This window comes from Pacificoceanicola niger (genome assembly GCF_048553275.1).
Lineage (GTDB): Bacteria > Pseudomonadota > Alphaproteobacteria > Rhodobacterales > Rhodobacteraceae > Pacificoceanicola.
This window is the reverse complement of sequence record NZ_JBLZMW010000013.1, coordinates 70,977-83,930: the sequence shown is the minus strand read 5'-3', so window position 1 is coordinate 83,930 and position 12,954 is coordinate 70,977. Positions and strand designations below refer to the sequence as shown.

Genomic DNA, 12,954 nt, shown 5'->3' with positions numbered 1-12,954 from the left:
TGCTGAACGCGCATGGCTGCGCGCACGTAACAGTTGCACAATCGCCGGTTTTCGAGGACGATAGCGCATATTTCATGGAGGAATTGCGATGAAACGGGTCTTGATGGCCGTGGTGTTTGCGCTTGGATTCGCGGCGCCTGTGCAGGCCTTGGTGTTTGGCGATGGCGACAGCTATAGCGCCAGTTTCAACCTTCTGGATTACGATGCGGGTGCCGGAGCGCAGGTCTTGCCGTCCTACAATCGCATCGGATCGAGCGTTGGTTTCCTTGGGTCGAATGCGCTTGATACGGGAGAGCAGGCGATCATCGACGTCACCTATGGCTCGGGCGAGACTGCGCAATTCATCTTTTCAGGCACGTCCAGCGGGCTGCTTGGCATATCGAACACGCAGATCGTCGCGCCCTATGCCGAGACAACGGGGACGGTGACGATCACGGCCATGGGCAGTTTCGATCTGAGCGCGCTGAGCGTGATTTCCAAAGGCAACCTGAGCACTGGCGGGGTCTCGCTCTTTTCCCATTCGGTGTTCGATGATCTGAGCATTGCGGCGGTGCCGCTGCCTGCGGGGACGGGGCTGTTGCTGATGGCGCTGGGTGGTCTGGGATTGGTTCGGCGACAGGCCAATACCTGAAAACGCCGGGGCTTCAGGCAACCGGGTCGTGAACGACGGTGAAGCGACGCATCGCCCACGGGCCGATGCCGTCATGAAACAACAAGGCCAGCGGTCGAATGAGGGAGGGGGTCACAATGACCGGCTCATAGTCCTCTTCGCTGGCCTCATGGACCAGACCGCCCTCCTCGTCGCAGACCATGCCCGCGTGGGGATTTCCTTGTAGCGCGGCCTCCAGGTAGTGCCGCAGCTGTGCAAAGGGGCAGTCGGGAATATCGGCCAGCGGATCGGGGGCGGGGCAGGGCGCATCCCGTGTCCAATCGACACTTTCTGCCATTAGACATGTGCACCCCAGCGTGTCGCCACGTCGTCCGCCAAGCCGGTAAACATGATGGTAAGCGGCCAGCGGCTCCGGTTTCCAACCGGCGGGCTCAAGCCCGAGCCCGCCGTCGCAAAGATTTTCGGGTTCGCGCAGTGCGTTGTTGCTGCCGATATAGACCGAAAGGCACACAGCGTCAGGCGCTTGCCGGTTCGTTTGCCGCTTCCGGGGCAGGCTCTGCGGCGTCGCCCTGTTCGGCCAGCCAGCGTTCGGCCTCCAGCGCGGCCATGCAGCCCATCCCGGCGGAGGTGACGGCCTGGCGATATTTGTGATCCGTCAGATCGCCCGCGGCGAAGACGCCGGGGATCGAGGTTTCGGTGCTGTCCGGTTTGGTCACGACATAGCCGCCCATGTGAGTTTCAAGCACGTCTTTGACCAGCTCGTTCGCCGGGGCGTGGCCGATGGCGACGAAGACGCCGGCACAGGGGATTTCGGTGATCTCGCCGGTCTTCACGTTCTTGACCTTCACGCCGGTGACGCCCTTGGGATTGTCGTCGCCGACGACCTCCTCAAGCTGATGGAACCAGAGCGGCTCGATCTTGGGGTTCTTGAACAAGCGGTCCTGCAGGATCTTCTCCGAGCGCAGTTCGTCGCGGCGGTGGATCAGCGTGACCTTCGAGGCGAAGTTGGTCAGGAACAGCGCCTCTTCGACGGCGGTGTTGCCACCCCCGATCACCACGATCTCCTTGCCGCGATAGAAAAAGCCGTCGCAGGTGGCGCAGGCGGAGACGCCGAAGCCCTTGAACGCCTCTTCGGAGGGCAGGCCGAGCCATTTGGCGCGCGCCCCTGTGGCGAGGATGATCGCATCGGCGGTATAGGTCGTGCCCGAATCGCTGTGCGCCACGAAGGGACGCTTGTCGAAGTCGACCTTTGAGATGATATCGCCGATGATCTCCGTGCCCATGGCGCGGGCGTGGGCCTCCATGCGAACCATCAGGTCGGGGCCCTGGACCTCGGTGTCGCCGGGCCAGTTCTCCACCTCGGTGGTGGTGGTGAGCTGACCGCCGGGCTCCAGACCCTGCACGAGGATCGGCTCCAGCATGGCGCGGGAGGCATAGACGCCGGCGGTGTAGCCTGCGGGGCCGGAGCCGATGATCAGAACCTTGGTGTGGCGGGTGTCGGACATGGCGGACTCCTTCCGTGAAATCGGGACTTGCCCCATATAGGAGGTCGGGCGGCGCGGGGAAAGGCCCGCCGATGGCCGGTCTGTCTCCCGGTGGCGGGGGGGCAGGGCGTTTGAAGACTGGCCGGGGGATCGTGTGCGCGGCGCCGGAGCGGTAAGATTTCGGGATGCCGCAAAAGAATGTTGCGCTTCTGTGAAACATTATTGCGCGGAGCGCGCGGCATGGTATAATAATCGCGAAAATGGGAGAGTTCTATGGCTGGGCATCGGCTGGATCCGATTGATCGCAAGATACTTGCGGAATTACAGGCTGATGGGCGAATGACCAATGTCGAATTGGCCAAGCGGGTCGGCATTTCCGCGCCGCCCTGTCTGCGCCGCGTTCGCGCGCTCGAAGAGATGGGCTTTATCAAGGGGTATCACGCCGAGGTCGACGCCCGCGAGCTGGGATTCGAGGTTCAGGTCTTTGTGATGGTCGGACTGCAAAGCCAGGCCGAGACCGATCTGCGCGCGTTTGAGGAGCGGTGCCGGGGCTGGCCGCTGGTGCGCGAGTGTCACATGCTGAATGGCGAGGTGGATTTCATTCTGAAATGCGCGGCGCCGGACCTGTCCACCTTCCAGAGCTTCCTGACCGGCGAGTTGCTGACCGCGCCCAATGTGGCGAGCGTCAAGACGTCGCTGGTGATCCGTGGAGCAAAGGACGAGCCCGGCGTGCCGTTCGATGTATTGGAGGCGCGGCTGAGCAAGTCCGCCTGACGCGAAAACCGCGCAACCCGGGGGCTGCGCGGCTTCCGCGTACTCGTAAAAGACACGTGAGCGAGAGAGAAAGAAACAGAGAGCGGCGAGCCGGTGGCCAGCCGTTTTTTTGTGAGTTCAGGTGTCGATGAGGCTGTCGATGACTTCGCGGCTGGTGCGGGTCAGGCTGACCTGCCCGAAGTCTTCGAGTTGGGCGATGTTCGGGAACATGGAGAGGAAGAGCGCGCGCAGGTTCGGGCCGAGCGCCTGTCCGGCGGATTTGCCGGGGTGGTAGGTTTCCATCTCGATACCGCCGACCTTCATCGTCGTGTGGCGGGCGGTCATCAGATTGTACATCTGCACCGGGCCTGCGGGCGTGATCTGGAGAAGGCGGTCACCGTCTGCGTAGTCACGGACCGGGGCCAGCACCGCATCCTGCCCGAGCAGCGTGCCGAGTTTTGGATGGCGGACGACCATGCGGGCGGCGGGACCGACAAGCAGATCCATGTGCGGCCGGTCCGGGCCATAGGCCCCGGCGGTGACGCGGGTCAGCGCGGTCAGGGTCGTGTCGGCCTCGTCGCGGCCCGGGATGTAGGTGGTCGACCCGATCCACATGACCGGTTCGGCGCCGCTTGCGGTTTCGATGTAGTCGCCGGGGAGGAGATCTTCGATCGCGACGGGGCCGCGCACGGTGGGAAAGAGTGTGCCGCGCGCAAAAGCGGTCGCGGTCTCCTCGAAGAGCGGTGTGGCCGGAGCGATGTGAGACTTGAAAGAGACGGTGAGGTCGGGAAGCAGGGCCGCCGCTTCGTATTTGCGCATCAGCGCGACGTTGCGCCGGGGTTCGGCGAGGCCATGCGCCACGCCAACGGGGTGGGCGACGGTCAGGTCGTGACGGAGTTGTGTCATGTGATCCCCTCGAAAGGTTGGTCACATCCGTGTTGGCCCCCACCAACAACGACAAATGGACAGTCTTGCGCTTGCTAATTCTTGTACTGAATTAGCCGCAATCTGCCCGGTTCGTCAAAATTGAAGTAAAATATGCGATGCTAGGCTCGATAATCCCGCCCTTGCCGGCGGGATTGTCTGTTTTTCGTGGACTGTCCTGCCACATTTGCCCCGAGTGCCAGGACGAATCGGGGCGAGCCGAGATCAGGCGCTTTTCAACGCGGGTTTGGCGGGCATGCGCCGGTCGATCATGGCCTGTCGCGGAGCGCCCCGGTGCCAGGGCATCGGCGGATGCTCTTGGCGGGCGGTGGCGACGATGGATTTGATGAAACGGTTTGGTTTTTTCATGCCCGGGTCCTCGTACACTCGTTCCGATCTGAAACGGTTTGACCGGATATTGGGGCGCGTCTGTGACGGTCTCGGGATAATTGCCAGGCTTCGGTGTTGATTGTTTCCGGCGCGCGCTCACAGGCGGATTGCGGAGATCAGGCGGCCGTAGTCGGCCTCCTTGGCGTGGGTGGTGCGGCGATAGCTGTAGAAGCGGTCGGGATCGGCGTAGGTGCAGTGCCGGGTCCATTCGGCGGCCACACCGGCTTCGCGCAGGCGGTGCAGACCGTATCCGGGCAGGTCGAAATGAACCCGGTCGCCATTGCCCCCGGCAAAGAAGCGGGCATTTTCCGGATCGTCGGAGAGGAAATCGTCAAGGAATTCCGGACCAACTTCATAGGCGCGCTGAGAGATGGACGGGCCGATGACGGCCTGAATGCAGTCCCGATCGGCTCCGAGGGCGATCATGGCATCCACCGTCGATTCGAGCACCCCGTCGCGCGCCCCGCGCCAGCCGGCATGGGCGGCGCCGATGACGCCGTTGTCGGCGTCGGCGAACAGCACTGGCTGGCAGTCGGCGGTGAGGATCGAGAGCGCCAGCCCCGGCTGATCGGTGACCAGCGCATCGGCCTTTGGCCGTGGATCGGGCAAGGCACCGGTGAGGGTGACAACATCGGGGGAATGCACCTGATGCACACTCATCAGCGCCTCTGGCGGAACCTCCATGGCGGCGGCGACGCGGGCGCGGTTGATCGCGACGATTTCGGATTGGTCCGAGGAACCAGGGCCGCAGTTGAGCCCGGAAAATATCCCGGAGGAGGCGCCGCCGCGACGGGTGAAGAAGCCGTGGCGCAGCGGGGCGAGGCTGTCTGCCGTGATGATTTCGAGCGTCATGAGTTCAGTCCCGGCGGCGGTGGGGCACCCTTGGGGAAGAGTGCGAGAATCTTGAACAGCGAACCCATTTCGGCGGGGTGCGTCAACCGTCGATGTGCCGCGACATGCGATTGCAGCGCGCTGCCGCTGAGGCGCTGGGCCAGGGCCTGCGCCCGCTGCGTGATGCCAAGGCGTTCGAGAAAGACCCCCTGCGGTGTCAGTTTGCTGTGTGTTTTGAAGGCCGCGGCCGCCCCGGCGAGCGCTTCGAAGTCCACATGGGCGGTCAGGTCGGCCTGACCGGGATTGGCAAAGGGATCGGCCGTTGCATGGTGTTCAAGCGCCTGCAGCGTATCCCCGAGGCTGCGCCAGTCGCCATAGTCGATCAGCAGCGCGGCCCCGCCATGCCCGCCGATGCGGGCGGCGATCGCGGCGGTGATGGCCAGTGCGGGGCTGCAGGTTTCGACGATGTCGCCATCAGTTGTGTCGGGAATGCGGTGCGCCAGAGCGTCCTGCGGGGCGGGGTCGGTGAGGCCGGGGGCGAGGGTGCCCTGCGACAAGCCGACGACGCATTCGCGCCAGCCGTCGCCGTCGCGGGTGAACTGGCGGATCGGCAGGGCGTCGAAGAATTCATTGGCGATCAGGAAAAGGGGCGCATCGTCCGGCACGGTTTCGATGCTGTCGTGCCATGTGGGCGTGTGGTCCGAAAGGCGGCTGGCCTGTTCGCGGCGCAGCGTGGGTGAGGCCTCGACAAGGTGAAGCTGCGCGGCGGCGTGAAAGCCGGGTACGGTGTGGGCGGCGCGCAGGGCGTCAGCCATGAGCGTGCCGCGACCGGGGCCGAGTTCGGCGAGGATGAAGGGGGCGGGCGCACCCTGATCGAGCCAGGTTTGCGCGAGGCAGAGGCCGATAAGCTCGCCGAACATCTGGGAGATTTCCGGTGCGGTGGTGAAGTCGCCCTGCGCCCCGAGCGGATCGCGCGTGGTGTAATAGCCATGCACGGGATGCAGCAGACAGCTCGTCATGTAGTCGGCCAGCGTCAGCGGGCCTGTGGTGGCGATCTGCCGTTTGAGGATGTCCGCGAGCGCCGTCATGCGGGGGCGGCGCGTCTGCGCACGATGGCCATGACCGCGAGGCCGCCGAAGATCATCGGCAGGCAGAGCACTTGTCCCATGGTGAGGCCATAGCCGCCGATATGCAGGGCAAGGCCGAGGGGGTTGCCATCCGAGACGAACTGCGCGTCGGGCTGGCGGACGAATTCGACGAGGAACCGCGAGAGACCATAGCCGATGAAGAAGGTGGCGGCGGTCAGGCCGGGGATCTTCAGCGCGCCACGCCGCACGAGGATCAGCAGCACAAGGCCGAGGATCAGCCCTTCGAGCGTTGCCTCATAAAGCTGGGACGGGTGGCGGGCGCAGACCTCGCCCACGGGTTGCCCACAGTCCTGCGCAGCGCTGCCGGGAAAGGCCACGGCCCAGGGCACGTCGGTGGGGCGGCCCCAAAGCTCGGCATTGACGAAATTGGACAGGCGTCCCAGCAGCAGGCCGACGGGCGTGGCGATGGCGGCAAGGTCGGCGGTGGAGGCCAGTGGCACACGCTGTTTCCAGCAGAACCACAAGATTGCCGCCATCACACCGAGCAGGCCGCCATGGAAGGACATGCCGCCGGTCCAGACCATGGGAATCTCGATCGGGTTGGCGAGGTAATAGGCGGGTTGATAGAACAGCACATACCCCAGCCGCCCGCCGAGAATGATTCCGAGGATGATCGCGGTCAGCAAATCCTCGATCTGGTTCTCCGTCATCGGCGCCAGATCCCCGGCCCAGAGCTTCGGGCGGCGGATGGCGGCGAGTGCGATGCGCCAGCCGATCAGGATGCCCGCGATATAGGCCAGCGCGTACCAGCGGAGCGCGAAGGTCATGCCGAAAAGCTCGATGCTGAAGAGCTCGGGTGAGAGGTTCGGAAAGGGGATGTATGCCTGCATGCGTCCTGTTGTCTCCGGGCCGGGCGGGAAGTCAACCTTGTGACCGCCGCCTTTGGAGACCATATAGGACGGACATGCAACGCCGGAGTGACCCATGCAGACGCGCAACAAGGTATTCGAAGACATCTCGCAGCTGATGACCAACGCCATGGGCGTGGCGCAGGGGGCGAAGGACGAGGCCGAGAATGCCATGAAAGGCATGCTGGACCGCTGGCTTGCGGATCGCGATTTCGTGACGCGCGAGGAGTTCGACGCGGTGCGGGCCATGGCCCAGAAGGCCCGTGAAGAGAACGAGGCGCTGAAGGCCCGTCTGGACGCGCTCGAAGGCAAGTAAGCGGGACGCCTGTCCGGCGCTCGTGCCTGACGGCCCTCGCCCCGCCCGCCGTCCCATCGCGCGGTCCGCTTGCCGGTTTGGTGCGGCGGTGCCTTGCGTTAGCGCGATCATTCCTGTTTGACAGCCTTCAACAGCGCGGCCCAGAGTTGCGCGCAAGGCTGACGGGAGGATTGCCATGTATCTTGGACTGGACCTTGGGACTTCGGGGCTGCGTGCCCTATTGGTTGACGATGGCGGCGTTCCGGTCGCGTCCGAGGCCGAAGCCTACGAAGCGCAGCATCCGCGGGCGGGCTGGAGCGAGCAGGATCCGGGCGCGTGGACGGCGGCGCTGGACAAGGCGATGGGTCGGCTCAAGGCTGCTCATGGGCCTGCGCTGGCGGCGGTGCGCGGGATTGGCGTGTCCGGGCACATGCACGGTGCCACCCTGCTGGATGCCGAAGGCGCCGTGCTGCGGCCCTGCATCTTGTGGAACGACACGCGCAGCTTTGAAGAAGCGGCGACGCTCGACGGCACCGAGGGCGTGCGCGCGTTGTCCGGAAATATCGTCTTTCCGGGGTTCACCGCGCCAAAGCTGCTCTGGGTCAAGGCGCATGAGCCGGAGACCTTTGCCAAAATCGCCAAGGTTCTGCTGCCTGCCGCGTATATGAACCACCACCTGACCGGCGAGTATTTTGCCGACATGTCCGACAGCGCCGGGACGGCCTGGCTCGACGTGGGCAAGCGGGCGTGGTCAGGTGCACTGCTGCAGGCGGGCGCGATGAGCGAGACACAGATGCCCCGGCTGGTCGAGGGCAGCGAGGCGGGCGCGACATTGCGCAACGATCTGGCCGCAGCCTGGGGCATGTCCAGGGATGTGATCGTCGTTGGCGGCGCCGGAGACAATGCGGCGGCGGCCTGCGGCGTCGGCGCGATGGGCGAGCGGCAGGGGTTTGTCTCGCTCGGCACCTCCGGGGTGCTGCTGACAGGGCGCGATGGCTATGCGCCCCTGCCTGCCTCGGCGGTGCACACCTTCTGTCACGCGGTGCCGGGGCAATGGTATCAGATGGGCGTGATCCTCGCGGCGACTGACAGCCTCAACTGGCTGGCGCGGGTCACCGGCTCCAAACCGGCGGAGCTGTCGCGGGAGCTCGGCGATGCCATCGCCGGCCCGGAACGCCTGCGCTTCCTGCCGTACCTGTCGGGTGAGCGCACGCCGCATAACGACAGCCACATTCGCGGGGCCTTCCTGAATCTGGGTGTCGAGAGCGATCGCAAGGCGATGACGCAGGCGGTGATGGAAGGTGTGAGCTTTGCCCTGCGCGATTGCGCCGAGGCCATCGGCCAGACCGGTGCAGACCTAGGCGGGCTGCTGGCGATTGGCGGCGGCGCGGCCTCGCGCTTCTGGGTCGAGACCATCGCGACCGTGCTGAACCTGCCACTCGATCTGCCCAAAGCGGGAGACTTCGGGGCGGCGCTGGGCGCGGCGCGTCTGGCCATGGTCGGTGCCGGTGCGGGATCGGTCGATGAGATCATGACGCGTCCGAACGTGGCCGGAACAATTGAACCGCGCGCCGATCTGGCAGCGGCCTATGAAGATGCATACCAGGCCTACCGTGCGAGTTATCCAGCGCTCAAAACCTTGCCGTGACGCACGCGTCCCGCCTCACCGGTCCGGACGTCTTCCGCAGGGATCGGGGCCGCGCCCCCGGTTCCCGGAATTTGGACGGGCGAGTTTTTTCTGGCCTCCGCGCCGCGTTTGTGGCGCGATGCGTGAAACCGATCCGGAGGCGACATGGACAACAAGATTGACACTACGGCCGAAGCGCATGAAAGCGACGCGCTGCCGCGCCGGATCGACGTGCACACCGAAGGCAAGTCGGTCGGCGGGGAGGTTCTGCCGGAAGCGGTGAAGCAGAAGCCGGTCCAGGACAAGAGTCCGGCGGAATGGGCCTACGAGCGCCTTGTGCTGTATATCCAGACCTTCGAGGAGCAGCTCGACAGCGATCATGAGGTCGCCATGGGCTTTGTCGGCGCGGAGGCCGGGGTGCTGCGGATCGAGGGTCTGGGCTATTTCGATCCGGACATGATCACCTTCTACGGCTCGGATGCGGCGGGGGTGCGCACGCAGCTGGTTCAGCATGTCAGCCAGCTTTCGGTGATCCTGCGCGCCATGCCAAAGGAGTTGCCCGAAGAGAAGCCGCGGCGCATCGGCTTTTTGCTGGCGCGGGAAATCGGCGCGGCGTGAGCCGACGGCGGGACCCGCGACATTTGTGCCCGTTTGCCGCCGTGACAGGGCTGAAAAAATACGATAAACGGCGAGGCGAACGCTAATACAGGACTGCTCACATGGCTGAACACAAGCACGGCTCGATGGACATCACCACGCAGGAAAAGACCTTTGAGGGCTTTATTACCTTCACCATCCGCACGGTGATCGTGATTCTCTGCCTCGTCATTTTCATGGCGGTCTTCAACGCCTGATCGTTGCCGCGATCCGATCCATCTGAACCGGAGGGACGCTCATGGGATTGCGTGCCATTGTTCTGGCCGTTTTTGCGGCCGTAACCCTAGCAGGCTGTGCGGCCAACACATCGGGCGTTGATTCGACGCCTGAAGAGGTGGCCGCCGCGACATATCGGCATGACGGTCCGCCGTCCCTGACGCTCTACACCATGATCAACAACCGCTCCGGTTCCGGCGCGCATACCAGTTTGCTGATCAATGCCTCGCAGCGCGTGGTGTTTGATCCGGCAGGGTCGGTGCGCCTGAAGGCGGTGCCCGAGATGGGGGATGTGCTTTATGGCATCACGCCCAGGGTGAAGGATTTCTATGAGCGCGCCCACGCGCGCAAAACGTATCACGTGCGGATTCAGAGCATCCCGGTATCGGCGGAGGTGGCCGAGCGGGCCTTGCGTCTTGCGCAGCAGAGCGGGCCGGTGGCGTCCGCCCGGTGTGCGGCCTCGACCTCGGCGCTGTTGCAGCAGTTGCCCGGATTCGAATCGATCTCCGACACCTGGTATCCCAACAAGCTGGCCGATCAGTTCGCGACTCTTCCGGGTGTCAGCGACCGCAAGCTCTATGAGGACGATGCGGATGACAAGGCCATCGCCATTGCGCAATTCGAGGCGGAGCAGCGGTCGACCTCCGAGGGGGCAGGCCGGACTCAGGGCAACCAGTAGGCCCCGATCAGCATGACCGCGGCTCCGCCGATCATCCCGGCATAGACGCTTTTCCAGACATAGGCCGCAGCGAGCCCAAGCACCGCTGCGGCAATGCGCAGCGGGTCGGGATCGCCGCCGGTGGCCGAGGGCCAGAGCACCAGCGGCGCGACGAGCGCGGGCATGATCGCCACGGCGGTATAGCGCAGGTGCCGCAGCAGCCACTCCGGCATGGCGCGGTCCCCGACGATCCCCAGGAAAACGAACCGCAGGGCGAACGAGCCGATGCCCATGCCGAAGATCACGAGCCAGAGGTCGGATTTGTCGATCATCGTGCCAGCCTCCGTTCCGTTTCAGCTCCGACCATCATCCCGCCGATCCCGGCGATGATAAGCCCAAGGTTGTAGGGCACCCAGGCAAACACCAGCGCCAGCACCGTCGCGGCGAGCGCCGCGAAGATATGCGCGCGGCTGCGCAGAGCCGGTCCGAGCATCGCAAGGAAGGCGATCGGCAGCACCATGTCGAGGCCGAGATTGGCAGGGATGATGTTGCCCATGTAGGCACCCGCAACGGTGGCGGCGTACCAGGGCGGGCAGATCGGCGAGGCGACACCAAGGAAGTAGGCGAATTTCTCCGTGACCGACATCTTTGGCACGCGTTCGTATTCCAGCATGGAGGCGGCGTAGGTCTGATCGACGAGGAAATAGCCGACGATGGCCCGCTTCCAGAAGGGCAGCGGCCCGAGATGCGGCGTAATGGAGGCGGAATACATCGCCATGCGCAGGTTCACGGCAAGGGCCGAAACCAGCACCACGATGGTCGGTGCGTTGTCGGTCATCAGCTGGATGGCGGTGAACTGCGCGGCACCGGCGATCACCACGACAGAAAAGCTCAGAGTTTCGAAAACCGTCAGCCCGGCTTCCGTTGCGATGACGCCAAACAGGATGGCGAATGGAACTACGACGAGCAGGAATGGAGTCGCGTCGCGCGCACCGCGCCAATAGCTTGACATCACTTGGCTCTGCGCCATGACTGGACCTCCGGGGATTTTCCACTTGCCCCTACACGAACGCAAAGGCCGGATGCAATTGCCCCAAGACTACATCATCGCCCCTGACCCTGCGGCAGCCCGCCTGACACGGGTTGTCTCCGGTATTGATCACACCGGTGCCGAGACGGAAATCTCGGTGGTCGAGGAGCGGCCGCTGACGATTTACCTCAATGCGCAGGAGGTGGTCACGGCAATGACCATCGGGGATTACCCCGAGTTCCTCGCCGTGGGGTTCCTGCGCAATCAGGGGATGCTCGGTGACGGAGAAGAGATCACCGGTGTCGATTACGAAGAGGAGCTGGAGGTGGTCGTGGTCCGCACGGCCTCAAAGACCACCTACGAGGAAAAGGTGAAGAAGAAGACGCGGACCAGCGGCTGTGCCGTGGGGACCGTCTTTGGCGATATGATGGAGGGGCTGGAGGGGCTTATGCTGCCTGCCGCGCCGGTGAAAACCTCTTGGCTTTATACGCTGGCGCATCGGATCAACACCACGCCGTCGCTTTATCTGGAGGCGGGGGCGATCCATGGCACGGTGCTGTGTCAGGGGGATAAGCCTTTGGTCTATATGGAGGACGTCGGGCGCCATAACGCGGTGGACAAGATTGCCGGGTGGATGTTCCTGAACGGTGTGACGGCGGAGGACAAGATCCTCTACACAACCGGACGGCTGACGTCCGAAATGGTGATCAAGACGGCCTTGATGGGCATTCCGGTGCTGGCCTCGCGCTCGGGGTTCACCGCATGGGGCGTGGAGATCGCGCGACAGGTCGGGCTGACCTGTATTGGCCGGATGCGCGGCCGGCGCTTTGTCTGTCTCAGCGGCGCGGAGCGGTTGGATTGGGACGCAGACCCCGAAAGCGTACCGGAGGAGGCGAAACGGTCGGGCCGGAAGGGCGGCGCATGAGCTATTCGATGACCTACAGTTTGACGGACAAAGAGGCGCGGCGCGGCATGGCGCTGATCTGGCGGCCCATGTTTGCCGGACCTTGGCGGGTTCTGTTGCTGGCAAATACATGTATTCGCAGCATGGGTTACATGGTTACCGGGTTCCTGGTCGCCATATTGGCGCTGCGCTGGTTTGGCATCCCCGTGGAGGACGCTGGACATGTCTACTATTTGCTCGCACTTGGTATCGCCATATCGTTCTTGTTGCTCCTCAGGGTGCAATCGGCTCGGATCCGGCGCTGCTATCTGTGCAGTCGGTCCATGTCCGGCCAGACCCTTTTTCTGGATCAGGCAGGCATAACGTTGTCTAACGGCCGCTCCCGCAATTTCACCGCCTGGCACGACATAGATGCGTTGAGCACCGGCAAGGCGATCATGGTGGCGGTTTCGGGCGTATATGGCATCATCCTGCCAGACCGGCTGCTGGCCAAAGCGGGAGAGGTGCCCGTTGTCCGCAGGCAGGTCGAAACCTGGCACGCGGCGGGGCACGCATGAGCCGTGGTTCGGGACCGATGCG

18 protein-coding genes are annotated in these 12,954 nt (G+C 64.3%); 9 read left to right on the top strand and 9 right to left on the bottom strand.

The window, feature by feature from the left end; translation table 11 throughout:
• Positions 1-88 precede the first annotated feature (88 nt).
• The gene (locus tag ACN2XU_RS16245) at positions 89-631 is read left to right on the top strand and encodes a VPLPA-CTERM sorting domain-containing protein (protein WP_419411504.1); all 543 of its coding nucleotides are present in this window, start codon (positions 89-91) and stop codon (positions 629-631) included.
• 13 nt (positions 632-644) lie between these two features.
• Here the strand turns inward: ACN2XU_RS16245 and ACN2XU_RS16240 are convergent, their stop codons facing one another.
• The gene (locus tag ACN2XU_RS16240) at positions 645-947 is read right to left on the bottom strand and encodes a hypothetical protein (RefSeq protein WP_419411503.1); all 303 of its coding nucleotides are present in this window, start codon (positions 945-947) and stop codon (positions 645-647) included.
• A 178-nt stretch (positions 948-1,125) separates the two neighbouring features.
• Complete coding sequence (gene trxB / locus ACN2XU_RS16235) at positions 1,126-2,115, bottom strand: thioredoxin-disulfide reductase (RefSeq protein WP_419411502.1); 990 nt, start codon at positions 2,113-2,115, stop codon at positions 1,126-1,128.
• 252 nt (positions 2,116-2,367) lie between these two features.
• Between trxB and ACN2XU_RS16230 the strand changes: the two genes are divergently transcribed.
• On the top strand, positions 2,368-2,868 hold the full coding sequence (locus tag ACN2XU_RS16230; protein ID WP_419411501.1) for an Lrp/AsnC family transcriptional regulator: 501 nt from the start codon (positions 2,368-2,370) through the stop codon (positions 2,866-2,868).
• Between the two features lie 117 nt (positions 2,869-2,985).
• Here ACN2XU_RS16230 and ACN2XU_RS16225 read toward each other — a convergent pair whose 3' ends face one another.
• From ACN2XU_RS16225 to lgt, 5 genes are all read right to left on the bottom strand, one after another.
• Positions 2,986-3,753 (bottom strand): Hint domain-containing protein, encoded by a 768-nt coding sequence (locus ACN2XU_RS16225; protein WP_419411500.1) that lies wholly within the window; start codon positions 3,751-3,753, stop codon positions 2,986-2,988.
• Positions 3,754-3,996: 243 nt separating this feature from the next.
• Positions 3,997-4,140, bottom strand: a complete 144-nt coding sequence (locus ACN2XU_RS16220; RefSeq protein WP_419411499.1) for a hypothetical protein — start codon at positions 4,138-4,140, stop codon at positions 3,997-3,999.
• Positions 4,141-4,257: 117 nt separating this feature from the next.
• Complete coding sequence (gene pgeF, locus ACN2XU_RS16215; protein ID WP_419411498.1) at positions 4,258-5,013, bottom strand: peptidoglycan editing factor PgeF; 756 nt, start codon at positions 5,011-5,013, stop codon at positions 4,258-4,260.
• Positions 5,010-6,080: a class I SAM-dependent methyltransferase gene (locus ACN2XU_RS16210; RefSeq protein ID WP_419411497.1), complete on the bottom strand. Its 1,071-nt coding sequence runs from the start codon at positions 6,078-6,080 to the stop codon at positions 5,010-5,012. Before ACN2XU_RS16210 ends, pgeF begins: the two co-directional genes overlap by 4 nt.
• Complete coding sequence (gene lgt / locus ACN2XU_RS16205; RefSeq protein WP_419411496.1) at positions 6,077-6,970, bottom strand: prolipoprotein diacylglyceryl transferase; 894 nt, start codon at positions 6,968-6,970, stop codon at positions 6,077-6,079. Before lgt ends, ACN2XU_RS16210 begins: the two co-directional genes overlap by 4 nt.
• Positions 6,971-7,064: 94 nt before the next feature.
• Here lgt and ACN2XU_RS16200 point away from each other — a divergent pair, with 94 nt between their 5' ends.
• The 5 genes from ACN2XU_RS16200 to ACN2XU_RS16180 all read left to right on the top strand — a co-directional run bounded on the left by ACN2XU_RS16200 (position 7,065) and on the right by ACN2XU_RS16180 (position 10,462).
• Complete coding sequence (locus tag ACN2XU_RS16200) at positions 7,065-7,304, top strand: accessory factor UbiK family protein (RefSeq protein ID WP_419411495.1); 240 nt, start codon at positions 7,065-7,067, stop codon at positions 7,302-7,304.
• Positions 7,305-7,479: 175 nt separating this feature from the next.
• Positions 7,480-8,931: a xylulokinase gene (xylB, locus tag ACN2XU_RS16195; RefSeq protein WP_419411494.1), complete on the top strand. Its 1,452-nt coding sequence runs from the start codon at positions 7,480-7,482 to the stop codon at positions 8,929-8,931.
• A gap of 144 nt (positions 8,932-9,075) precedes the next feature.
• Entirely contained in the window at positions 9,076-9,528 is a 453-nt protein-coding gene (locus ACN2XU_RS16190) for a DUF6173 family protein (protein WP_419411493.1), read from the top strand.
• A gap of 101 nt (positions 9,529-9,629) precedes the next feature.
• Entirely contained in the window at positions 9,630-9,764 is a 135-nt protein-coding gene (locus ACN2XU_RS16185; protein WP_419411492.1) for an aa3-type cytochrome c oxidase subunit IV, read from the top strand.
• Between the two features lie 41 nt (positions 9,765-9,805).
• On the top strand, positions 9,806-10,462 hold the full coding sequence (locus ACN2XU_RS16180) for a hypothetical protein (protein ID WP_419411491.1): 657 nt from the start codon (positions 9,806-9,808) through the stop codon (positions 10,460-10,462).
• Here the strand turns inward: ACN2XU_RS16180 and ACN2XU_RS16175 are convergent.
• Both ACN2XU_RS16175 and ACN2XU_RS16170 read right to left on the bottom strand, forming a co-directional pair.
• Positions 10,447-10,773, bottom strand: coding sequence for an AzlD domain-containing protein (locus ACN2XU_RS16175; protein WP_419411490.1), 327 nt, complete (start codon positions 10,771-10,773; stop codon positions 10,447-10,449). The genes ACN2XU_RS16180 and ACN2XU_RS16175 overlap by 16 nt on opposite strands.
• Positions 10,770-11,471: an AzlC family ABC transporter permease gene (locus ACN2XU_RS16170; protein WP_419411489.1), complete on the bottom strand. Its 702-nt coding sequence runs from the start codon at positions 11,469-11,471 to the stop codon at positions 10,770-10,772. The genes ACN2XU_RS16175 and ACN2XU_RS16170 overlap by 4 nt, the downstream gene beginning before the upstream one ends.
• Before the next feature lie 52 nt (positions 11,472-11,523).
• On the opposite strand from ACN2XU_RS16170, the gene ACN2XU_RS16165 reads away from it, so the two are divergent.
• Both ACN2XU_RS16165 and ACN2XU_RS16160 read left to right on the top strand, forming a co-directional pair.
• Positions 11,524-12,396: a formate dehydrogenase accessory sulfurtransferase FdhD gene (locus ACN2XU_RS16165; RefSeq protein WP_419411488.1), complete on the top strand. Its 873-nt coding sequence runs from the start codon at positions 11,524-11,526 to the stop codon at positions 12,394-12,396.
• The gene (locus tag ACN2XU_RS16160) at positions 12,393-12,932 is read left to right on the top strand and encodes a YcxB family protein (RefSeq protein ID WP_419411487.1); all 540 of its coding nucleotides are present in this window, start codon (positions 12,393-12,395) and stop codon (positions 12,930-12,932) included. The genes ACN2XU_RS16165 and ACN2XU_RS16160 overlap by 4 nt, the downstream gene beginning before the upstream one ends.
• Positions 12,933-12,954 lie beyond the last annotated feature (22 nt).

What these genes read in the sequence shown, in the direction of transcription:
- pgeF (WP_419411498.1), bottom strand. Translation starts at nt 5,013, where the DNA reads ATGACGCTCGAAATCATCACGGCAGACAGCCTCGCCCCGCTGCGCCAC.
- ACN2XU_RS16185 (WP_419411492.1), top strand. Translation starts at nt 9,630, where the DNA reads ATGGCTGAACACAAGCACGGCTCGATGGACATCACCACGCAGGAAAAG.
- lgt (WP_419411496.1), bottom strand. Translation starts at nt 6,970, where the DNA reads ATGCAGGCATACATCCCCTTTCCGAACCTCTCACCCGAGCTCTTCAGC.
- ACN2XU_RS16245 (WP_419411504.1), top strand. Translation starts at nt 89, where the DNA reads ATGAAACGGGTCTTGATGGCCGTGGTGTTTGCGCTTGGATTCGCGGCG.
- ACN2XU_RS16180 (WP_419411491.1), top strand. Translation starts at nt 9,806, where the DNA reads ATGGGATTGCGTGCCATTGTTCTGGCCGTTTTTGCGGCCGTAACCCTA.
- ACN2XU_RS16170 (WP_419411489.1), bottom strand. Translation starts at nt 11,471, where the DNA reads ATGGCGCAGAGCCAAGTGATGTCAAGCTATTGGCGCGGTGCGCGCGAC.
- xylB (WP_419411494.1), top strand. Translation starts at nt 7,480, where the DNA reads ATGTATCTTGGACTGGACCTTGGGACTTCGGGGCTGCGTGCCCTATTG.
- ACN2XU_RS16200 (WP_419411495.1), top strand. Translation starts at nt 7,065, where the DNA reads ATGCAGACGCGCAACAAGGTATTCGAAGACATCTCGCAGCTGATGACC.
- ACN2XU_RS16190 (WP_419411493.1), top strand. Translation starts at nt 9,076, where the DNA reads ATGGACAACAAGATTGACACTACGGCCGAAGCGCATGAAAGCGACGCG.
- trxB (WP_419411502.1), bottom strand. Translation starts at nt 2,115, where the DNA reads ATGTCCGACACCCGCCACACCAAGGTTCTGATCATCGGCTCCGGCCCC.
- ACN2XU_RS16230 (WP_419411501.1), top strand. Translation starts at nt 2,368, where the DNA reads ATGGCTGGGCATCGGCTGGATCCGATTGATCGCAAGATACTTGCGGAA.
- ACN2XU_RS16220 (WP_419411499.1), bottom strand. Translation starts at nt 4,140, where the DNA reads ATGAAAAAACCAAACCGTTTCATCAAATCCATCGTCGCCACCGCCCGC.
- ACN2XU_RS16175 (WP_419411490.1), bottom strand. Translation starts at nt 10,773, where the DNA reads ATGATCGACAAATCCGACCTCTGGCTCGTGATCTTCGGCATGGGCATC.
- ACN2XU_RS16240 (WP_419411503.1), bottom strand. Translation starts at nt 947, where the DNA reads ATGGCAGAAAGTGTCGATTGGACACGGGATGCGCCCTGCCCCGCCCCC.
- ACN2XU_RS16165 (WP_419411488.1), top strand. Translation starts at nt 11,524, where the DNA reads ATGCAATTGCCCCAAGACTACATCATCGCCCCTGACCCTGCGGCAGCC.
- ACN2XU_RS16160 (WP_419411487.1), top strand. Translation starts at nt 12,393, where the DNA reads ATGAGCTATTCGATGACCTACAGTTTGACGGACAAAGAGGCGCGGCGC.
- ACN2XU_RS16210 (WP_419411497.1), bottom strand. Translation starts at nt 6,080, where the DNA reads ATGACGGCGCTCGCGGACATCCTCAAACGGCAGATCGCCACCACAGGC.
- ACN2XU_RS16225 (WP_419411500.1), bottom strand. Translation starts at nt 3,753, where the DNA reads ATGACACAACTCCGTCACGACCTGACCGTCGCCCACCCCGTTGGCGTG.